This is a genomic window from Pseudomonas sp. RA_15y_Pfl2_54, from assembly GCF_963971015.1.
GTDB classification, from domain to species: Bacteria; Pseudomonadota; Gammaproteobacteria; order Pseudomonadales; family Pseudomonadaceae; genus Aquipseudomonas; species Aquipseudomonas baetica_A.
In genome coordinates this window covers 36,655-57,134 of the sequence record NZ_CAXAPN010000001.1, presented here as the reverse complement: position 1 = coordinate 57,134, position 20,480 = coordinate 36,655, and the positions used below count along the sequence as shown (strand labels likewise).

Below are 20,480 nucleotides of genomic sequence, written 5' to 3'. Positions count from 1 at the left end.
TTCATCCGTGTTGCGGGATGCTTAATAGTTGAAAGTCTTGACCAGCAGCAGATCACCGATCGCCCGCAGGGGCACGATGAACGTCTCGCGTTTTTCGTCGACAGTGTTTTCGTTGAGTACCAGCGTGATTTGCGAGGTGATCACCTCGTTCTGGTTGCTGGTCTCCTCGAAGTTATAGCCGCCGTTGCCGAAGTTGCCCCAATAGTTGACGTAAACCAGATAGGTACCGTGCAGCGGAGCGGTCATGGTGAACATTTCCGGGCCGGGGCCATCGACGCCATCCGGGTCCAGACCGCCGCCATTGCTCAGCGCCGGCCGCGCCCAGAACGCATGCTGACCGTCAGGCGTGACAATGTGCAGATCGAGTTCGGCTTTCGGATCGTCCCACCCCAAGACAAGACGAATTCGCGCCGGCGTGCGCAGGTTATTTGCTTCATAAAATTGCACGCGCTTGAGCGACTGGCCTTCGGCGCTGATCACTTCGACACTGTTGGAACCGGCGCCGAACGCGTACGGCCGGGCGAAACGCCCCTGATCGTCGGTGTACAAATTCAGCGGATTGCCATTCACGGCGAGACTGTGCGGCGGGCGCATGTGGCCGATGGCCTTGAGCTGGCCTTGAATCATCGTGCGATTGCGCTGGATGCCGCGATCGATTGGCGGCGTCGGATAGGCGACTTGCGGGTTTTCACTGCGATCAAGCAACCCGTGATAGCGCCAGCCACCCACCGGTTCGGACATCTCAGCCGTCGGCGCGGCCAGCAGCGCAGGCGCGCAGGCCAACCCGATCAGCAGCCAAAGAAATGAACGCATGTAACGCCTCCTGCCATGCCTGAACGAAACCTTGCACCCGATCCTCGGTACTTCACAGCGGTGGAAACTGCGTTTCGTCTGAAAGACCCGTGACTGCCAGGTCGTAGAAGGCGCGAAGAGTAGCGATTTAGTAGTTTTTTAACAATCGGATACATCTGCTTTTGCGGTGGGAATCACGCACATTTATTGGGTGTGAGCCGAATAGCGGGATTATTAGGCTCACGAAATGAGCCGAATAAGCAGTCTGATCCAATCAACCCACGCGAAATGGCCAATCCTGGCTGGCAAGACCTCCGGTTTTGCCTTGGCCAGAGGCATGACTGGCGCGAACTCAAAGCACTATTTCAACTGGAGCTCAAGGTCATCTCATGGTCAACTACTGCCAGAAAAACCGTCGGCAAGGACGGTAGGAGACCAGAGGTGGACCTGTGAAGCTGCGCAAACTGAAATTAAAGGATTTCCGTCGATTCGAAGAGATCGAAATCGATTTCCATCCTGAACTGACGGTCATTGCCGCACGTAACGGGCAAGGTAAAACTACAATTCTTGAGGCCATCGCAACCGCTCTTGGACCATTTGTCGGTGCTTTTGATATGGGAAAATCCAAACATATCGAGCGGACAGACGCTCGTTATGTGCGTCTGGGCAACAGTTTCGAAAATGAACAAAACTTTCCTGTCATTATCGATGCAGTGCTTGAGGAGCCAGATATCGAGTGGCAAAGAGCATTGCATGGCCCCAAAAGCCGTACTACGACAAAAGAAGCATCCGCTCTGGCGAACTGGGGCAAAAAACTCCAGGACTCGCTGCGTTCCAAAGTAGCAACAGCCTTGCCGCTGGTTAGCTATTACCCTGCCGGACGATTGTGGATAACCCATAACAATAGCTCGCGTAAAGCCGTGGTTAGCGCCAGCCGAACCATGGGCTATGAAGACTGCCTGTCCTCTGCTTCCAACTTTGTACAAATGCAGCAATGGATGCGCAAGGCGACAATGGCACTTCTCCAGCAGCGGGAATTACCGGGGTATGAAGAGTCAGATCTACAACCCAGAATCGCCGGGATTCAAAATGCCGTGAATCTGGTTCTGGAGAATGAAGGGTGGAGTAACTTTCATTACAGCCTCAGTTTCGAAGATCTCGCAATGTCCCACCCAGATCATGGACTGTTACCTATCAGCCTGCTCAGCGATGGTGTTCGAGCCATGATTTCGCTTACCGCCGACATGGCCTTTCGTTGTGCACGCTTGAATGGTCAGTTTCAAGATCAGGCGCCTTTGCTGACAGAAGGCATTGTTCTCATTGATGAAGTCGACCTGCATCTGCATCCTGCCTGGCAACAACAAGTTCTGGCAGCCTTACGCAGGGCATTTCCCAAGATCCAGTTCATCGTGAGCACGCATAGTCCTCAAGTACTGACCACCGTGAACCGTGAACAGATCCGTGTGATTCATAGAGACGAACAAGGATGGATCTCGGAACAACCGGCAATGAGTCCTTTGGCGCAGAAGTCAGGAGATGCCCTGGCCGGGGTCATGAATGTGAGCACCCGTCCACCGATGCCGATAGTCGAAACAGCGCACGCCTATGAACAGCTATTTCGAGATGGCGCGGGCATGACTCCGCAAGCGCAACAGTTGAAACAGGAACTGGACGAAGCGGGTTATGAAATCTCCGAAGCCGATATGACGCTCTGGACATTCCTTGCGGCGCAAGTCAGGAAGACGCGCAATGATTGAGTTGGCTCACAACCCCGTAATGCCGCAAGCGCTTCTGGACTTCAATGCTGCCTATCCACAAGCAGGGCCAAATGAATTCGATGGCGCTGCTTTTCACTTGGTGAAAAAAATCGTGAAGGCAAGTCTCCATCACGATCAGGGTGGGCTTTGTGCCTACTGCGAAACGCCATTGGAAGCCGATACTGGACAAATCGACCACATCAAGCCCAAGCGCGGCAATGATGGGCATCCTCACTTGACGTTCACCTATACCAACTATGCACACGGATGTATTCGGTCAGATGGGTGCGGCCAACGAAAGGGTGACCGGCTCCTTCCGATTGAGCCTGCACCCGGCTGTAACGAACAGTTCTCACTGTCGTCGGATGGCTCACTGGAGCCTATGCCTACTCTCAGCAGAAGGGAGAAGCATGTGGTTCGTCAAACGAGAGACATGCTTGGCCTTCAAAGCGCTGCGCTCGTTCTTGAACGGGAAAAATGGATAAAAGCCTTTGTTAGCCTGCTGCAAGAACAACCTCTGGTCGCGAATGATTTTTTGAAGGAGGCACCTTTCCGCTACATATTGCTTCGTTTGATCAGCTAGATATTTCGTCATACCCGATCATTAACGCGTCCCCGCTCATTTGCCCATAAACCCCCTATCTGCTAGTGTCGCGCCGGTTTAACGTCAACCGGAAATAGCCGCCATGGCCCGCAAAAAAGCTGCACTGGATTTCGAACAGTCCCTCGCCGACCTGCAAACATTGGTCGAGCGTCTGGAGAACGGTGAATTGTCGCTGGAAGACTCGCTGACCGCTTTCGAGCAGGGCATCGGGCTGACCCGTGACTGCCAGGCAGCGCTGGCCCAGGCCGAGCAAAAGGTGCAAGTGCTGCTGGAGCGTGATGGCGAACTCGCCGAGGAACCCTTCGACGCGGAACAGCCAGAATGATTGCAGCGTATTCGGCGACCAGCCAGGCCCGGGTCAACGCGGCACTGCAAAGCCTGTTCAACGCCCCGTTGCCGGAACTGGCGCGCCTCTATGAGGCCATGCGCTACAGCGTGATGAACGGCGGCAAACGCGTGCGTCCGCTGTTGGCCTACGCCGCGTGTGAAGCGCTCGGTGGCAAGGCTGAGCAGGCCAACGGCGCAGCGTGCGCCGTTGAACTGATCCACGCTTACTCGCTGGTGCACGATGATTTGCCGGCAATGGACGACGACGATCTGCGTCGCGGTCAGCCGACCACGCACAAAAAATTCGATGAAGCCTGCGCGATACTCGCCGGTGACGGCTTGCAGAGCCTGGCATTCAGCGCCCTGCTCGCCCCCCACCTGAGCGATCTGAGTGCCGACATTCGCCTGCAAATGGTCACTGCGCTGGCTCACGCCGCAGGCCCGGCGGGTATGGTCGGAGGCCAAGCCATCGACCTCGGCTCGGTCGGTCTGAAGCTCGATCAGCAAGCCCTCGAACAAATGCACCGGCACAAGACCGGCGCGCTGATCGAAGTCAGCATCAAACTCGGCGCCCTGGCCAGCGGCCGTGCCGAGCAGGATGAACTCAACGCCCTGCAGACTTATGCACAAGCCATCGGTCTGGCCTTTCAGGTGCAGGACGACATCCTCGACGTCGAAAGCGATACCGCCACCCTCGGCAAGCGCCAGGGCGCCGACATTGCCCGTGACAAGCCGACCTACCCGGCCCTGCTGGGTCTGGACGCGGCCAAGGCCTATGCCCTGGAGTTGCGCGATCAGGCTCTGCACGCCCTGCGACCGTTTGACGCGGCAGCCGAGCCTTTGCGCGAGCTGGCCCGGTATATCGTCGAGCGCCGCCACTGACGGCATATCCGCCAAAGAAGACCAACGCGTGGGCAGGGGGCGATGCATCAGGTAAACTGCCGCCTCTTCTATACCTATAACGATTCGCCTGATGCCCACGACGTTTCATGAGATTCCCCGCAAGCGCCCGACCACGCCCCTGCTCGACCGCGCGAACACGCCGGACGGCCTGCGCCGGTTAGGCGAAGCCGAGCTGGAAACCCTGGCTGATGAGTTGCGCCTGGAATTGCTCTACACGGTCGGTCAGACCGGTGGGCATTTCGGTGCAGGCCTGGGCGTGATCGAGCTGACCATCGCGTTGCATTACGTCTTCGACACCCCGGACGACCGGTTGCTGTGGGACGTGGGTCATCAGGCGTATCCGCACAAAATCCTCACCGGCCGTCGCGAGCGCATGGGCACCCTGCGCCAGAAGGACGGCATAGCGGCCTTCCCGCGCCGCGCCGAGAGCGAATACGACACCTTTGGCGTCGGCCACTCCAGCACCTCGATCAGCGCGGCGCTGGGCATGGCGATTGCCGCCCGTCTGCAGAACAGTGATCGCAAGGCGATTGCCGTGATTGGCGACGGCGCGTTGACCGCCGGCATGGCCTTCGAAGCGCTGAACCACGCGCCGGAGGTGAACGCCAACATGCTGGTGATCCTCAACGACAACGACATGTCGATCTCGCGCAATGTTGGCGGTCTGTCGAATTACCTGGCGAAGATCCTGTCCAGCCGCACTTACGCAAGCATGCGTGAAGGCAGCAAGAAAGTGCTGTCGCGCCTGCCTGGTGCCTGGGAAATCGCCCGTCGCACCGAAGAGTACGCCAAAGGCATGCTGGTGCCCGGCACCCTGTTCGAAGAGCTGGGCTGGAACTACATCGGCCCGATCGACGGCCACGACCTGCCGACCCTGATCGCGACGCTGCGCAACATGCGCGATCTGAAAGGCCCGCAGTTCCTGCACATCGTCACCAAAAAAGGCAAAGGCTTCGCCCCGGCGGAAGTCGACCCGATCGGTTATCACGCAATTACCAAACTTGAACCTGTCGACGCCCCGGCCGCTGCGCCGAAAAAGGCTGGCGGGCCGAAGTATTCGGCGGTGTTTGGCCAATGGCTGTGCGACATGGCAGCAGCGGATCCGCGTCTGGTCGGGATTACCCCGGCAATGAAGGAAGGTTCGGATCTGGTGGCGTTCAGCGAGCGTTTCCCGCTGCGCTACTTCGATGTGGCCATTGCCGAGCAACACGCGGTGACGTTCGCTGCCGGCATGGCTTGCGAAGGCGCCAAACCGGTGGTGGCGATCTACTCGACGTTCCTTCAGCGCGGTTATGACCAGCTCGTTCACGATGTGGCGGTGCAGAATCTCGACGTGCTGTTCGCCATCGACCGCGCAGGTTTAGTGGGTGAAGACGGCCCGACACACGCTGGCAGCTTCGATCTGTCGTACCTGCGCTGCATCCCGGGCATGGTCATCATGACCCCGAGCGATGAAAACGAACTGCGCAAAATGCTCACCACCGGCCACCGCTACAACGGCCCTGCGGCTGTACGTTACCCTCGCGGCACGGGCCCGAATGCGACCATCGAGAAAGATCTCGAGCCGATCGAAATCGGTAAAGGCATCGTCCGTCGTCAGGGCAGCAAAGTCGCTCTGCTGGTGTTCGGCGTGCAACTTGCCGAGGCGCTGAAAGTCGCCGAGACGCTCGATGCCACCGTGGTCGACATGCGCTTCGTCAAACCGCTGGATGAAGCACTGGTGCGCGAAATTGCTGCAAACCACGAGTTGCTGGTGACGATCGAAGAGAACGCAATCATGGGCGGCGCCGGTGGCGCGGTCAGCGAATTTCTCGCACGCGAGAACATCCTCAAGTCGATGCTGCACCTGGGCTTGCCGGATATTTACGTCGAGCACGCCAAGCCTGCGCAGATGCTGGCCGAGTGCGGGCTGGATGAGGCCGGGATCGAAGCGTCGATTCGCGAGCGTCTGGCACTGCTCAACAAATAAACGCAATACCCTGTGGGAGCGGGCTTGCTCGCGAAAGCGCCGGATCAGTCAAATATTGAGATGACTGACACTGCGTTTTCGCAAGCAAGCCCGCTCCCACATTTGGTTTGTGTACACCTGAAAGACCTACGGATCACCGATGAACCTCTCGCGCCTCGCCCTGCCCTTCCTTCTGTTGCCAGCCACCAGCGCACTCGCTGACACCTTCGAACGCGATCAGGCCCTGAAACTGCCGGACACGCTGATCAGCGCCAACCGTCAGGTCGAAGCGCGCAACGACAGCAGCGCCGCCAACACGGTGTTCACCCGTGAAGACATCGACCGCCTGCAACCCAGCGACGTACCCGATCTTTTGCGGCGCGTGCCCGGCGTGCAGGTGGCGCAAACCGGTGGGCGCGGCAGCCTGCCGGGCATTTACATCCGCGGCACGCAGTCGGCGCAGAGCCTGGTACTGGTCGATGGCCAGCGCATCGGCAGTTCCACTTCCGGCGACAGCAACCTGCAGCACTTGAACATCGAGCAGATCGAACGCGTCGAAGTGCTGCGCGGTTCGCGTTCAGTGATTTACGGCAGCGATGCGATTGGCGGGGTGATTCAGATCTTCACCCGACGCGGCACTGAGCAAGGCTTGCAGCCACGCCTGCACGTCGGTTTCGGCAGCCATCAGATCTGGGAGCGCAGCCTTGGCTTGTCCGGTGGCGATGACAAAACCCGCTTCAATCTGGGTGCCAGCCTGGATGAAACCGCCGGGATTGACCGCACACACGAGTCCTACCCCAGCGACGGCGATCACGACGCTTACCGCAACAAGTCCGTCAGCCTGAGCCTCAGCCATGCGCTGACCGAGGACGTCGAAGTCGGCGCGAACCTGCTGGATAACCGAGGCAAGAGCGAGTTCGACAACCCGTTCGGCCGTTTCGACATGAACACGTTTGAGTCTGTGCAACAACAGCCGTACAGCGATTTCAACGTCAGTAGCGTCAGCACTTACCTCGACGCACGGATCAATGAAACCTGGAAAACCCGCGTCGAGTTCGGCCATACCGAAAACCGCGAGAAGACGCTCGACAAGCTCAGCGACGAGCGCACGGTGTTCAACACCTACCGCGACTCGCTGAACTGGCAGAACGACCTGACCCTGGATACGCGCAACAGCCTGATTCTGGGCGGCGACTGGTACGAAGACCGCGTCAACAGCAGCACCGCGTTCGACGAGAACAGCCGCTGGAACCGCGCCGCGTTCATCCAGCATCGTTATCAGGCTGACAGCTTCTCCACCGAACTGGGCCTGCGCCACGACGACAACCAGCAGTTCGGCAGCCAGAACACCTGGAGCGGCACGTTCACCCTGCCGCTGAACCCGGACAACGATTTGCTGCTCAGCTACAGCGAAGGGTTCCGCGCACCGACCTTCAATGACCTGTACTACCCGGAGTTCAGCAACCCGAACCTGAAACCGGAAACCTCGAAAAGCTACGAACTGCAATGGCGCAGCCAGTTGAACGACAGCACCCGCCTGGAAGCCTCGCTGTACCGTACCGACCTTGAGGACGCGATCATTTTCGGCAGCAACTCGCGGCCGCAGAACGTGGCCTCAGCCCGAATCAACGGTTTCGAAGCGGCGCTGAAACAGGAGCTGTTCGGCTGGCAGAGCAATCTCGGCGTGGCGATCATCGATCCGCGTGATCGCGAAACCGGGCACACCTTGGCACGTCGGGCGCGACGCACGTTGAGTTGGGATCTGGATCGGCAGTTCGATCGACTGAGCCTCGGCGCCAGTTGGCAGGCGATCAGCAGCAGTTACGACGACCTGAAAAATCAGCAGCCATTGGGCGGATACGCGCTGTTCGGATTGCGCAGCAGTTGGACGCTGAACCGCGAGATCAAGCTGGAGTTGAAGGTGGATAACGTGCTGGACAAGGGTTACAGCCGGGCGAACTACAGTTATGACGGCAATCAGTATGGCTATCGCGAAGAGGGCCGAGCGTGGATGTTTGGAGTGACCTGGACGCCGGGCCGCTGATCCAGAATTTGCGCCGCTTTGGCTAGCCTCTTTGCGAGCAAGTCGAAGAATTCACCTCGGTCTCAGCGCTCAGGCGCGATTAGGTGGCAGAGCCTGGCGGTTGCCTCGATCATCTGCCCGCTCGGGCGCTCCAAGCCTTTATCAGTGACCAGCAACAGTTGGCCACGCGCTACCGCCACTACCTGCGGCCAGGCTTTCCAGGCATCAAGCTGGGCCTGAGCGCCGGCCACAATCACCTCGGGATTGCGCTGCAACACCGCCTCGATACTGACCTGCGGGGCCGGCAGGCTCAGATCGGCGAACACGTTGCGCGCACCGCACACTTCAAGCGCCGCGCTGATGATCTGCCCGCCACCGACGGTGTACAACGGCTTGTCCCAGACTTGGTAAAACACTTTCAGCGGCGCGTCCCGGCGATAGCGCAGGCGCAGATTGTCGAGTTTGCTGCGCAACTGCGCCGCCAGTGTCACCCCGCGCTCGGGTCGCTTCAGTCGAGCGGCAATGGCTTCAATCTGTGCAGACAGCTGTTCGAGATTGTGCGGTTCGGCCACGTAAGTCGGGATATTCAGATGTTTGAGTTGGTCGCGTTGCGCCGGGCCGACACTGCCGGGCCACAGCAGCAACAAATCAGGCTTGAGGCTGAGCAAACGCTCCATGTCGAGTTGGCCGTAACGACCGACCGAGGGAACGTTGGCAATCGCAGGCGGACGCTCGCCGGCATCCAGCACACCGACCAGCAGATCAGCCGAGTCCAGCTCAACGACGATTTCAGAAAGAGAAGGTGCGAGGCTGACGACCCGCAGGCTCGCCAGCACCGGGCCGCTGACGGCCAGCAGCAGAACCGCCAGCCAGAGACGGCGCATCAGCCGAGTTGACGCGGGATACGGTAGAGGTAGAACAGCACCGCAGTGGACAGCGCCAGCAACACCAGGGGTACCGCCTCAAGGCCGACGAATACGGCCACTGCGCCGATCCACGCCGGCAACGCTGCCGCAAGGAACGCGTTACGGCGAACCGCTGCCAGAGCAATCCAGGCCGCTGGTTCATCGGCGCTATCGAGGGCTTTTTGCGTGGCGATCAATGCGTGCTTATAGCGGCCGAAAAACTTCAGGCTGACAAACATCGACGCCACGCCGGCAATGAACAGCGGCATCGCCAGCACCGGCAGAACGCCCTCGCCCTGACCAAACAGCGCGTTGAGCAAAAACAGCGGTACCAGCGCCAGCGACAGGTATTTCCACCAGTCGACGCTCAGACGACGACGAACCTGACCTCGGGTCACGCCCGATCTACCTCGCCCTGATGCTCGTTGCCCATCATGTGGTCGAGCTTGCTGGCCTTGGTTGCCAGGTAAAGTTTGTTGTGCGGATTGTGGCCGGTGTGCAACGGCACGCGTTCGGCGACGACGATACCCATTTCGGTCAAGGCTTTGACCTTGCGCGGGTTGTTGGTCATCAGACGCAGGGACTTCACGCCCAGATGCTCGAGCATCGGCAGGCACATGGCGTAGTCGCGCTGATCGGCGGCGAAGCCCAGGCGTTCGTTGGCTTCGACGGTATCAGCGCCGCCGTCCTGCAACTCATAGGCGCGGATCTTGTTCAACAGACCGATGCCACGGCCTTCCTGACGCAGGTAGAGCAACACGCCACGGCCTTCGCGAGCGATGGCTTTGAGGGCGCCCTCCAGTTGCGAGCCGCAGTCGCAACGCTGGCTGAACAAGGCGTCGCCCGTCAGGCATTCAGAGTGCAAACGGCCGAGTACCGGGGCTCCGTCGGCAAAATCACCCAGGCTCAGCACAACGTGCTCTCGGCCGGTGGCTTCATCGAGAAAACCGTGCATGGTGAATTGCGCAAAAGGCGTTGGCAGCTTGGAAGCGGCGACAAAGACGACAGGCACCGGTGTGCTCCTGATCTAAAGAGTCTGAAAATTCGCAGGCGGGCATTGTAACAGCAGGTTCCTACAGACGCTTAGGCTGAATTATCGGGCATAACGATCAAAAAGCTTGATAACTGCGGGCCCGCTCCCACAGGGGGACAGTGCTGGACGCAAGATCTGTGGTCAGTTCGGCTCGAACGGATACGGCTGCTTCCACTTCTCGAAGATCGGTTTCAGCTCACCGCTCTTCACCAAATGCTCCATGCGCTTGTCGAACAGCGCCATCAACGTACGGGCCTGTGACGTATTGGCGAAGCACAGATACAGGGGCAACTCTGCAATATGGGTTTTGCGAAACTGCGCTGGATCGTTGGCCCGACTCACGACGAAATCGACTTCCGTCAGCGCATCGATGTAATAGTCGGCGCGATTGTGGGTCAGCATCGATAAAATTCCGGTTCGCCGGATGACTTCATTGAAGCTGCGCACGTTGGGAAGATAATTCTGATAGTCGTAGCCACGAACCCAGGCCAAGCGGTAGTTGCCCAGGGTTTCGGGGGTTGGCGCGGGGTTGCTGGCAAGGCCCAGGGCATAGATGTGATCGGTGTCGAAACTCCAGCGAGGATAGAGCAGGTCGCTGGCTTCATCATGATAAGCACCCACACAGGCATCAATTTCGCCGCGCTGGGCCAGCCCCACTGAGCGTGTATAGGGCTCAGTGCGAATATCCAGTTGCACCCCGGCCGGCTCGAATACTTTGCGCAGCACATCCCAGGCCAAGCCATGGCCATCAGCGGCGGTGTAGTCTGCCCAGTCTTCACTGGCCAAATGAATGACCGTTGGCGCATGCGTTGCTTCCTGCGCATTGACCACAGTGCCCAGCAGAGCAAAAACCAACAGCGCCCACCAGCGTCGAGCCATCCCTAGTCCCTCACTTAACCCTGACAAGTCCTCAGATCAGGCGAAAACCCAAACCAGCCCTTGCATCGACAGCCAGGCGAACACGCCAGCCAGCACGTCGTCGAGCATGATGCCAACGCCGCCATGGACATGCCGGTCGATCCAGCGAATCGGCCACGGTTTAAGAATGTCGAAGAAGCGGAACATCAGGAAACCCGCCAGCAACCAGTACCAGCCTTCCGGCACCAGCCACAGGGTGATCCACATCCCGACCATTTCGTCCCAGACGATGCCTTCGTGGTCGTGCACCCGCAGATCATCAGCCACTTTGCCGCACAGCCAGAAGCCGAACAGCATGGTGATGCCGAGCATCAGCCAGTAACCCCAGTCAGGCAACATCTGCCACAACGGGATGAAGGGTAGCGCAACCAGCGAGCCCCACGTGCCCGGCGCCTTGGGCAAGGTGCCCGAGCCGAAGCCGAATGCGAGGAAATGCCAAGGATTGCGCCAGACCGACGGCGGCACGAATTCGGCCGGTACCTGTTTCGGGTGATCTGTCACGGTGACTCCTGAAAATGTTGATAGCCCCGGATTTGCGGGGTGATGTCCTGTCCTTCGCGATCGAGCAGCACCACACCCTGGCCCTGCGCCACGCGACCGATCACATGGATCGGCCAGCCATTGGCCAGCAGCGTCGGCAACTCGACGGACGGTAGCGTGAAGGCCAGCACATAATCATCACCACCGCTCAACGCCGCACGTTCGGCGCCACGCTGACCGAGAAACGCGACCAATGCATCCGACAGCGGTACACGCTCGCGTTCAATCTCAAGCCGCACCTTTGACGCCAGGGCAATATGGCCGCAATCGGCCAGCAAACCGTCAGAGATATCCAGCGCTGAAGTCGCTTTGCCGCGCAACGCCTGACCCAGGGCCAGTTGCGGTTGTGGCGACCAGTAATGATCGAGCAGCGGCTGGGCGATATGTGCCTGGGCCTCACGCTGACCGAGCACCAACGGCAAGGCGCCAGCGGCGTTACCCAGTTCACCGCCGACACAGAGCAAATCCCCCGGTTGCGCGCCGTTGCGGGTCAACGCTTGACCCGCAGGCACGCGCCCAAACACGGTCACCGTCAGACTCAACGGCCCACGCGTGGTATCACCGCCGACCAGCGCCACGCCGCAATCCTGCGCCATGCGGTTCAAACCGCGGGCATAGGCTTGCAGCCAATCGGCGGTCACCGTCGGTACAGTCAGGGCAAGGGTAAAAGCGATGGGCGTAGCACCCATGGCGGCCAGATCGCTGACCGCGACGGCCAGCGAGCGCTGACCGAGCAGAAACGGATCGCAAGGGTCGGCAAAATGCACGCCGGCCACCAGCGTATCGGTGGAAATCGCCAGCTGTTCTCCGGGAGCAACCGCCAGCAAGGCGCAGTCGTCGCCGATTCCCAGTGCAACGCCTTCGCCGCCCTGCGCACAGGGCGCGGCGGCGAAGAAATTGCGGATCAGCTCAAACTCGCCCATAGCCGTTTCAAACGCCAATCAGCGCTTGAACGCCTTCACTTCAGCTTCACGCAGGCGTGGGGCCAGCTTGTCGAGCACGCCGTTGACGAATTTGTGGCCGTCGGTCGAACCGTAGACTTTCGCCAGTTCGATCCCTTCGTTGATGACCACGCGGTACGGCACGTCGACACGTTTGAGCAGCTCCCAGGCGGACAGGCGCAGTACGCACAGTTCAACCGGGTCGAGTTCCTCGATGGTCAGGTCCAGGCACGGCGCCAACGCGGCGTCGATTTCGGTCAGGCTGGCCGGAACACCGTGCAGGATGTCGTGGAAGTAGCTGGCATCGGCAAAGGTAAAATCGTTATCGACGCGAAACTGCGCTTCGATTTCGTTCAGCGAGGTACCGGCCATGTGGCGCTGGTACAGCGCCTGAGTTGCCAACTGACGGGCAGCCCGGCGCTTCTCGCTTTTCGAAGGCTTGCCGGCGTCCGTTGGACGTGGCTCGCGCGGGTTGAAACGATCGCTTTCGTCGCTAATCACTTGGCCTCCAACTGCGCCAGCAGGCTGACCATTTCCAGAGCGGACAGGGCAGCTTCAGCACCTTTGTTACCGGCCTTGGTGCCGGAACGTTCGATGGCTTGCTCGATGGAATCAACGGTCAGGACGCCGAAAGCAACCGGTACGCCGAACTCCATGGACACCTGGGCCAGGCCCTTGGTGCACTCGCCCGCCACGTATTCGAAGTGCGGAGTACCGCCACGAATGACCGCACCGAGGGCGATGATGGCTGCAAACTCGCCTTTCTGAGCGACTTTCTGCGCAACCAGCGGAATTTCGAAGGCGCCAGGTGCGCGGATGATGGTGATGTCGCTTTCGCTCACGCCATGGCGAACCAGGGCATCAACTGCACCGCTGACCAGGCTTTCAACCACGAAGCTGTTGAAACGGCCCACTACCAAAGCGTAGCGGCCTTTAGGGGCGATGAAGGTACCTTCGATGGTCTTCAGGGTCATTCGTCAGATCTCTTAAAGAGCCGGGACGCGTCTTTTACGCGTCCCTCAGTGATTTATTTGCCGCGAATACAGGGCCGGAAACAACCGGTCATTATTCGGAGGGCACGTATTCTACAACTTCCAGATCGAAACCGGATATCGCATTAAATTTCATCGGTGCGCTCATCAAGCGCATTTTGCGAACACCGAGGTCACGCAGGATCTGCGAACCGGCACCGACGATGCTGTAAGTGGTCGGTTTTTTCACCACAGCCTGATCGGCGGTCTCACGGATGTGCGCCAGCAGCACGTCACCGTCAAGCGGGTGACCGAGCAACAGCACCACACCGCTGCCGGCCTCGGCAACCGCCGCCATGGCCGCGCGCAGGCTCCAGCGGCCCGGCTGCTTGACCATCAGCAGGTCGCGCAGCGGGTCCATGTTGTGTACGCGAACCAGCGTTGGCTCTTCGGCGCAAACCGTGCCCAACGTCAGGGCCATGTGCACGTCGCCTTCCACCGAATCACGATAGGTCACCAGATTGAATTGGCCCAGTTCGCTGTCCAGTGGCTGCTCGGCAATCCGCTGAACGGTACGTTCGTGGATCATCCGGTAGTGAATCAGGTCGGCGATGGTGCCGATCTTGATGTTGTGCTCGGCGGCGAACGCTTCCAGTTCGGTACGACGGGACATGGTGCCGTCGTCGTTCATCACTTCACAGATCACGCCGCTCGGCTCGAAACCGGCCATGCGCGCCAGGTCGCAAGCGGCTTCAGTGTGACCGGCGCGAGCCAGGGTGCCACCGGCCTGAGCCATCAGCGGGAAGATGTGGCCCGGGCTGACGATGTCTTCAGCCTTGGCGTCTTTGGCGGCAGCCGCTTGCACGGTGCGCGCACGGTCGGCGGCGGAGATGCCGGTGGTCACGCCTTCGGCGGCTTCGATCGACACGGTGAACTTGGTACCGAAGCCGGAACCATTGCGCGGCGCCATCAGCGGCAGCTTCAGCAGTTCGCAGCGCTCACGGCTCATCGGCATGCAGATCAGGCCACGGGCGTGCTTGGCCATGAAGTTGATGTGTTCGGCCTTGCAGCATTCGGCGGCCATGATCAGGTCGCCTTCATTCTCGCGGTCTTCGTCATCCATGAGGATGACCATCTTGCCTTGGCGGATGTCTTCAACCAGTTCTTCGATGCTATTGAGCGCCACAAGGCACCCCCTTCAGTCAGGATTTGAGGTAGCCGTTTTGGGCCAGAAAGCTTTCGGTAATCGTGCTGCCGGCCGTCGACTCTGCGGCCTTGTCACCCAACAGCAGACGTTCCAGATAACGCGCCAGCAAGTCGACCTCCAGGTTCACCCGGCGACCTGGCTTGTAAGACGCCATGATGGTTTCGCTCAGGGTGTGCGGAATGATCGTCAGCATGAACTCAGCGCCATCGACCGCGTTCACGGTCAGGCTGGTGCCGTCGACGGTGACCGAGCCTTTATGGGCGATGTACTTGGCCAGTTCCTTCGGCGCGCGGATACGAAATTCCACGGCGCGGGCATTGTCGCTGCGCGAAACGACTTCGCCGACACCGTCAACGTGACCGCTGACCAGGTGCCCGCCGAGGCGAGTGGTCGGGGTCAGGGCTTTTTCCAGATTGACCGGGCTGCCGCTTTTGAGGTCGTTCATGGCGGTGCAGTCGAGGGTTTCGCGGCTGACGTCGGCAGCAAAGCCGTCGCCCGGCAGCTCAACGGCGGTCAGGCAGACGCCGTTGACGGCGATGCTGTCGCCGAGCTTGACGTCGCTCAGGTCGAGCTTGCCGGTTTCAACATGCACCCGTACATCGCCGCCCTTTGGGGTCAGTGCACGGATGCTGCCGATGGATTCGATGATGCCGGTAAACATGGGGTTCTCCTTGAGAACGAAGCCAGCGCAAACGCGATGGCCGGGAATTATACGCTCGCCGAAAGCACAGGGATCGCAGTGACTCGCCAGTCATCGCCAACGGCGCGGATTTCAGTGATTTTCAGCTCGGGGGCGTCCTTCATAGAGGCCAGCGGCCAGTCCAGTAGCGGACGCGCCGTAGAACCAAGGAACTTGCCGGCGATGAAAATCACGAACTCATCGACCAGACCGAGCTGGGCAAAAGCACCGGCCAGACGCGGGCCGGCCTCGACCAATACGTCGTTGACGCCACGGTTGGCCAGTTCGACCAGCAGTTGATGCAGATCGACCTGACCGTCATCACCCGGCACGATCAGGCATTCCGGGCCGTTGGCGTATTGCTCTTCGACCGCCATGCACGTGGCGACCAAGGCAGGGCCCGCCTTGAAAAACGGTGCATCCAGCGGCACGCGCAGGCGCCCGTCGATCAGCACCCGCAGCGGTGGACGGCTCATGGCCTGCGCCGTTTGCTCGGCATCCAGTCCCAGCTCGTCAGCACGCACGGTCAACCGCGCGCCGTCGGCCAGCACCGTGTCGGCACCGGTCAGCACCACGCTGGCCTGGGCGCGCAACCGCTGCACCGCCGAACGTGCCGCCGGGCCGGTGATCCACTGGCTCTCGCCGCTTTCCATCGCCGTGCGACCGTCCAGACTCATGGCCAGTTTGACCCGCACGAACGGCAAGCCGAGTTCCATGCGCTTCAGAAAACCTTGATTGAGCTGGCGTGCCTGGCCTTCCAGTACGCCGCTTGCGGTGACGATCCCGGCATCGGCCAGACGCTGCAAACCACGACCGGCCACTTGCGGGTTCGGATCACGCATCGCCGCGACCACCCGGCCAACGCCGGCATTCACCAGCGCATCGGCGCACGGCGGTGTACGGCCGTGGTGACTGCACGGCTCCAGCGTGACGTAGGCGGTAGCGCCCCGGGCCAGTTCACCGGCAGCGCGCAAGGCGTGGACTTCAGCGTGAGGTTCGCCTGCGCGTTCGTGCCAGCCTTCGCCGACAATCTGCCCGTCCCGCACGATCACACAGCCAACCCGGGGGTTGGGGTGCGTGGTGTAGTGACCTTTGCGCGCCAGTTCCAGCGCACGGGCCATGAAGTGGGCGTCGAGGATGGCCTGCTCGGCGACGGTGGTCATTCTTTCACCGGTTCGCGGGCGAGGCGGTCGATCTCTTCGCGGAACTCGTTGAGGTCCTGGAAGCGTTTGTAGACCGAAGCGAAACGGATGTAGGCGACTTCATCAAGCTTTTGCAATTCGGCCATCACCAGTTCGCCGACCACGAGGGATTTGACCTCGCGCTCGCCGGTGGCGCGCAGTTTGTGCTTGATGTGGACCAGAGAGGATTCGAGGCGCTCGACGCTCACCGGACGTTTCTCCAGGGCGCGCTGCATGCCGGCGCGGAGTTTTTCTTCGTCGAACGGTTGGCGGCTGCCATCGGTTTTGATCAGGCGCGGCAACACCAGTTCGGCCGTCTCGAACGTCGTGAAACGTTCGCCGCAGGCCAGGCATTCACGCCGGCGGCGCACCTGTTCGCCCTCGGCGACCAGACGCGAGTCGATGACCTTGGTGTCGTTGGCACCGCAGAAGGGACAGTGCATGGTGGCTGGCAACAAAAAAAGGGAGGGCCATGGTAGCGCATCCCCGTGGCAAGACAAGCCATAGGGTTTGCGGTATACAGACGGGCATGATCGTTTGATCCATGGATTTCATTTTTCCGGAGCTGCCAATGCCGTTACGTCCGCTCGTTTTGCTCAGTCTTTTCAGCCTGCTGGTGGCCTGCGGCAGCGACGCCCCCAAGCCTCAGCCCCCAACGCCGGGCCCCGCGCCACAACAGGCGCAGAAAAAAGCCAAAGAAGCGGCCGACCTAGGCCCGTTGCCGGCTTATCAACGGGAACTGAGCGGCACCCTGCAAGGCGTACCGGCCGGTGCCGAAGTCGAACTGGCGCTGCTGGTGATCGATGAGAAGGATCGCCCGCAGCAATTGCTCGCCAGTTCCAGCCTGATCGGCAACAACCAGATTCTGCCGTTCCATGTGCGCTTCAACCCCGAGGCTTTCCCGGCCGGGGCGCGGGTTGAATTGCGTGGCCGCGCCAGCCAGTCCGGTCAGTTGATTTTGCATCTGCCGTCACAAACCATTACCCAGCCGACCACTCAGGCACTGGGCCAACTGCAATTTGTCAAAGCACCATGAATGCACCGTTCGACCTGCAACAGGCGCTGGGTGAACTGCTCGGCGACGCCAGACTGAAAGCCTGTGCGTTGCCGGACACCGATTTGCAGTTGTGGCTGATCGACGGCGACAACATGGCGCGCGAATTCAGCCAGGAAGAAACCCAACGGATTCTGCACGAGCCGCCGTACTGGAGTTTTTGCTGGGCCAGCGGCCTGGCGGTGGCGCGTTATCTGGCCGAGTTCCCCGAATGGGTACGCGGCAAACGCGTGCTGGATTTCGGCGCCGGTTCCGGTATTGCCGCGATTGCGGCGGTGAAGGCCGGGGCGCTGGAGGTGGTGGCCTGCGATCTCGATCCGCTGGCGATTGCCGCGTGCAGGGCGAATGCCGATCTCAATGACGTGCAGATGGGTTATTCGACGGATTTCTTTGCCGAGGCGGATCGCTTTGATCTGATTCTGGTGGCGGATGTGTTGTACGACCGGGCGAATCTGCCGTTGCTCGATGCGTTTCTCAGCCGGGGCCGCGAAGCGCTGGTGGCGGATTCGCGGGTTCGGGACTTTCGCCATCCGTTGTACGAGCGCATTGAAATGCTTGAGGCCATGACCTTGCCGGATCTGGCAGAGCCTGAAGAATTCAGACATGTCAGCCTGTACCACGCGCGGCGTGACTAAAGGCTTCGTCGGAACGCCGCCCCGCTTCCGGCCACACCCCGCCAAGCCGTATAGTTGCCCCATCCACGCTTTTACGAGATCCCCCATGAGTCATCCAACGCCGTACATCTTCGACGCCACGACTGCCGACTTCGACCAGTCGGTGATCGAGGCTTCCTTCAATAAACCCGTGCTGGTGGATTTCTGGGCCGAATGGTGTGCGCCGTGCAAGGCGCTGATGCCGATGCTGCAAGGCATTGCCGAGAGTTATCAGGGCGAGCTGCTGCTGGCCAAGGTCAATTGCGATATCGAGCAGGACATCGTCGACCGCTTCGGTATTCGCAGCCTGCCGACCGTGGTGCTGTTCAAGGACGGTCAACCGGTCGACGGTTTTGCCGGTGCCCAACCGGAATCCGCCGTACGCGCCTTGCTCGAACCCCATGTGCAGATGCCGCCACCTGCCGCAGCCGATCCGTTCGAACAGGCTCAGGCACTGTTCGATGACGGCCGCTTTGCCGATGCCGAAGCGGCGCTGGTGGTCATGCTCAATGACGACAATACCAACGCCAAGGCCTTGATCCTGTACGCCCGCTGCCTGACCGAACGCGGTGAACTGAGCGAAGCGCAAACGGTGCTCGACGCGGTCAAGGGCGATGAGCACAAAGCCGCGCTGGCCGGGGCCAAGGCACAGATCAAGTTCTTCGGACTTGCCCGCGACCTGCCCGATGCCGCCGACCTGAAAGCACGGCTGGCGAAAGATCCGCAGGACGATGAGGCGGTGTATCAACTGGCGATCCAGCAACTCGCTCGCCAGCAATACGAAGCGGCGCTGGAGGCGATGCTCAAGCTGTTCATCCGCAACCGCAACTATGGCGAAGGCTTGCCGCACAAGACCTTGCTGCAGGTGTTCGAGTTGTTGGGTAACGATCACCCGCTGGTGACCGCCTACCGACGCAAAATGTTTGCTGCGCTGTACTAAGCGCTCACTCGACCCAGCTGTAGAGCGGCGTATCCCCGCCGCTCGCCACTTTTACCTGTGAACTGTGCCGCAAGCGCACCAGCAGGCGCTTGCCCGCCGTGGCACTGCCGGTCAGTCCTTGCAACTGATCGAGCAGATCCGGACCACTGAGTTGCCCGGCCTTGCGCAACAAATCCTGCGCGACCTGCCACAAGGCATCGTCTTGATTCATCGGTTTGGCCGCTGGCGCTGCTGCGCTCTGCGGTTGCTCAGTCGGTAACTGCCCGCTCATGGCCGAACCGAGCCGCGCCCAGTCGCTGTCATCGAGTTCCACTGTCAAATCCACCGGCACCGCGCCGACGGTTCCGCGTATCCGCAACATTGAGTTCGCTCCCGCACTTTTCTGACACGCATGCTCCCACGGGACTTGTGTAACGCCAAGCGCACGGGCAAACTCTGCGCACTTTCGTTATAAGATTACATAACAAACTCTTCACTTTACTTCCCGGAGACCGTCATGCGTCGTCTGCTGCTCGCTTTGCCGTTTGCCCTGTTGCCGTTGGCCATCGCCCATGCGGCTGATGAACATGATCACGATCACGACCATGAGCACGGCAGCCTCGGTGCGCATGAACATGGTGTCGGTCGCCTGAATGCTGCGCTCGACGGGCAAACACTGGAGCTGGAACTGGAAAGCCCGGCGATGAATCTGGTCGGCTTCGAACACGTCGCCTCCACAGAGGCCGACAAGACCAAGGTCGCCGCCGCCCGCGCGCAACTCGAAAAACCGCTGGTGCTGTTCAGCCTGCCTGCCGCTGCCGGTTGCAAAGTGGTCAGCCAGGAACTGGAAAGCCCGCTGTTCGGCGACAAGCCGCAGGCCGACGATCATGACGACGATGAAGCCGACAAGGGCGGCCACGAACATCACCACGACCACAGCGAAATCCATGCTCACTATCAGTTCAACTGCACAGCCCCGGGCGCGTTGAAGACGCTGGATCTGGCGAACATCTTCAACACCTTCCCGGCGACCCAGAAAATTCAGGTACAACTGATCAGCGCCAGCGGCCAGCAAGGCACTGAAGTAACGGCCAAGGCTGCCTCCCTGAAGTTCTGATTACTGCG

The 20,480-nt window shown here is 60.3% G+C and carries 24 protein-coding genes; 10 read left to right on the top strand and 14 right to left on the bottom strand.

Annotation, left to right across the window (positions count from 1 at the left end):
- Positions 1–21: 21 nt before the first annotated feature.
- Entirely contained in the window at positions 22–813 is a 792-nt protein-coding gene (locus AACY50_RS00375; RefSeq protein WP_339464747.1) for a YfaP family protein, read from the bottom strand.
- Between the two features lie 428 nt (positions 814–1,241).
- Between AACY50_RS00375 and AACY50_RS00370 the strand changes: the two genes are divergently transcribed.
- The 6 genes from AACY50_RS00370 to AACY50_RS00345 all read left to right on the top strand — a co-directional run bounded on the left by AACY50_RS00370 (position 1,242) and on the right by AACY50_RS00345 (position 8,375).
- Positions 1,242–2,549, top strand: coding sequence for an AAA family ATPase (locus AACY50_RS00370; protein WP_339538029.1), 1,308 nt, complete (start codon positions 1,242–1,244; stop codon positions 2,547–2,549).
- Positions 2,542–3,132, top strand: a complete 591-nt coding sequence (locus AACY50_RS00365; protein ID WP_339431313.1) for a retron system putative HNH endonuclease — start codon at positions 2,542–2,544, stop codon at positions 3,130–3,132. The genes AACY50_RS00370 and AACY50_RS00365 overlap by 8 nt, the downstream gene beginning before the upstream one ends.
- A 103-nt stretch (positions 3,133–3,235) precedes the next feature.
- The gene (locus tag AACY50_RS00360; RefSeq protein ID WP_003228627.1) at positions 3,236–3,478 is read left to right on the top strand and encodes an exodeoxyribonuclease VII small subunit; all 243 of its coding nucleotides are present in this window, start codon (positions 3,236–3,238) and stop codon (positions 3,476–3,478) included.
- The gene (ispA, locus tag AACY50_RS00355) at positions 3,475–4,362 is read left to right on the top strand and encodes a (2E,6E)-farnesyl diphosphate synthase (protein ID WP_339431312.1); all 888 of its coding nucleotides are present in this window, start codon (positions 3,475–3,477) and stop codon (positions 4,360–4,362) included. Before AACY50_RS00360 ends, ispA begins: the two co-directional genes overlap by 4 nt.
- Before the next feature lie 91 nt (positions 4,363–4,453).
- The gene (gene dxs / locus AACY50_RS00350; RefSeq protein WP_339538028.1) at positions 4,454–6,352 is read left to right on the top strand and encodes a 1-deoxy-D-xylulose-5-phosphate synthase; all 1,899 of its coding nucleotides are present in this window, start codon (positions 4,454–4,456) and stop codon (positions 6,350–6,352) included.
- 139 nt (positions 6,353–6,491) lie between these two features.
- Complete coding sequence (locus AACY50_RS00345) at positions 6,492–8,375, top strand: TonB-dependent receptor domain-containing protein (protein WP_339464752.1); 1,884 nt, start codon at positions 6,492–6,494, stop codon at positions 8,373–8,375.
- Between the two features lie 62 nt (positions 8,376–8,437).
- Here the strand turns inward: AACY50_RS00345 and AACY50_RS00340 are convergent, their stop codons facing one another.
- From AACY50_RS00340 to nrdR, 12 genes are all read right to left on the bottom strand, one after another.
- Positions 8,438–9,238 (bottom strand): cobalamin-binding protein, encoded by an 801-nt coding sequence (locus AACY50_RS00340; protein WP_339431309.1) that lies wholly within the window; start codon positions 9,236–9,238, stop codon positions 8,438–8,440.
- Entirely contained in the window at positions 9,238–9,657 is a 420-nt protein-coding gene (locus AACY50_RS00335) for an MFS transporter (protein ID WP_339431308.1), read from the bottom strand. The genes AACY50_RS00340 and AACY50_RS00335 overlap by 1 nt, the downstream gene beginning before the upstream one ends.
- Entirely contained in the window at positions 9,654–10,271 is a 618-nt protein-coding gene (ribA, locus tag AACY50_RS00330) for a GTP cyclohydrolase II (protein ID WP_339431307.1), read from the bottom strand. The genes AACY50_RS00335 and ribA overlap by 4 nt, the downstream gene beginning before the upstream one ends.
- A gap of 162 nt (positions 10,272–10,433) precedes the next feature.
- Entirely contained in the window at positions 10,434–11,171 is a 738-nt protein-coding gene (locus AACY50_RS00325; RefSeq protein ID WP_339431306.1) for a substrate-binding periplasmic protein, read from the bottom strand.
- A gap of 36 nt (positions 11,172–11,207) precedes the next feature.
- Positions 11,208–11,711: a phosphatidylglycerophosphatase A family protein gene (locus AACY50_RS00320; protein WP_221730243.1), complete on the bottom strand. Its 504-nt coding sequence runs from the start codon at positions 11,709–11,711 to the stop codon at positions 11,208–11,210.
- Complete coding sequence (gene thiL / locus AACY50_RS00315) at positions 11,708–12,673, bottom strand: thiamine-phosphate kinase (RefSeq protein ID WP_339464754.1); 966 nt, start codon at positions 12,671–12,673, stop codon at positions 11,708–11,710. The genes AACY50_RS00320 and thiL overlap by 4 nt, the downstream gene beginning before the upstream one ends.
- Before the next feature lie 18 nt (positions 12,674–12,691).
- Entirely contained in the window at positions 12,692–13,192 is a 501-nt protein-coding gene (gene nusB, locus AACY50_RS00310; protein WP_339431304.1) for a transcription antitermination factor NusB, read from the bottom strand.
- Entirely contained in the window at positions 13,189–13,665 is a 477-nt protein-coding gene (gene ribH / locus AACY50_RS00305; RefSeq protein WP_003228649.1) for a 6,7-dimethyl-8-ribityllumazine synthase, read from the bottom strand. The genes nusB and ribH overlap by 4 nt, the downstream gene beginning before the upstream one ends.
- 91 nt (positions 13,666–13,756) lie before the next feature.
- Positions 13,757–14,848 (bottom strand): bifunctional 3,4-dihydroxy-2-butanone-4-phosphate synthase/GTP cyclohydrolase II, encoded by a 1,092-nt coding sequence (gene ribBA, locus AACY50_RS00300; protein WP_095188502.1) that lies wholly within the window; start codon positions 14,846–14,848, stop codon positions 13,757–13,759.
- A 16-nt stretch (positions 14,849–14,864) separates the two neighbouring features.
- Complete coding sequence (locus AACY50_RS00295) at positions 14,865–15,530, bottom strand: riboflavin synthase (protein ID WP_339431303.1); 666 nt, start codon at positions 15,528–15,530, stop codon at positions 14,865–14,867.
- A gap of 47 nt (positions 15,531–15,577) precedes the next feature.
- On the bottom strand, positions 15,578–16,711 hold the full coding sequence (gene ribD / locus AACY50_RS00290) for a bifunctional diaminohydroxyphosphoribosylaminopyrimidine deaminase/5-amino-6-(5-phosphoribosylamino)uracil reductase RibD (protein ID WP_339431302.1): 1,134 nt from the start codon (positions 16,709–16,711) through the stop codon (positions 15,578–15,580).
- Positions 16,708–17,172 (bottom strand): transcriptional regulator NrdR, encoded by a 465-nt coding sequence (gene nrdR / locus AACY50_RS00285; protein WP_007910946.1) that lies wholly within the window; start codon positions 17,170–17,172, stop codon positions 16,708–16,710. Before nrdR ends, ribD begins: the two co-directional genes overlap by 4 nt.
- 128 nt (positions 17,173–17,300) lie before the next feature.
- Between nrdR and AACY50_RS00280 the strand changes: the two genes are divergently transcribed.
- The 3 genes from AACY50_RS00280 to trxA all read left to right on the top strand — a co-directional run bounded on the left by AACY50_RS00280 (position 17,301) and on the right by trxA (position 19,376).
- Positions 17,301–17,765, top strand: a complete 465-nt coding sequence (locus tag AACY50_RS00280; protein ID WP_339431301.1) for a YbaY family lipoprotein — start codon at positions 17,301–17,303, stop codon at positions 17,763–17,765.
- A complete protein-coding gene (locus AACY50_RS00275; protein WP_339431300.1) occupies positions 17,762–18,418 on the top strand; it encodes a class I SAM-dependent methyltransferase in 657 nt (218 codons plus the stop codon). Before AACY50_RS00280 ends, AACY50_RS00275 begins: the two co-directional genes overlap by 4 nt.
- A gap of 85 nt (positions 18,419–18,503) precedes the next feature.
- A complete protein-coding gene (gene trxA / locus AACY50_RS00270; protein ID WP_339538027.1) occupies positions 18,504–19,376 on the top strand; it encodes a thioredoxin in 873 nt (290 codons plus the stop codon).
- A gap of 4 nt (positions 19,377–19,380) precedes the next feature.
- Here the strand turns inward: trxA and AACY50_RS00265 are convergent, their stop codons facing one another.
- Positions 19,381–19,737, bottom strand: coding sequence for a hypothetical protein (locus AACY50_RS00265; protein ID WP_339464760.1), 357 nt, complete (start codon positions 19,735–19,737; stop codon positions 19,381–19,383).
- A gap of 135 nt (positions 19,738–19,872) precedes the next feature.
- On the opposite strand from AACY50_RS00265, the gene AACY50_RS00260 reads away from it, so the two are divergent.
- Positions 19,873–20,472 (top strand): DUF2796 domain-containing protein, encoded by a 600-nt coding sequence (locus AACY50_RS00260; protein WP_339538026.1) that lies wholly within the window; start codon positions 19,873–19,875, stop codon positions 20,470–20,472.
- Positions 20,473–20,480 lie beyond the last annotated feature (8 nt).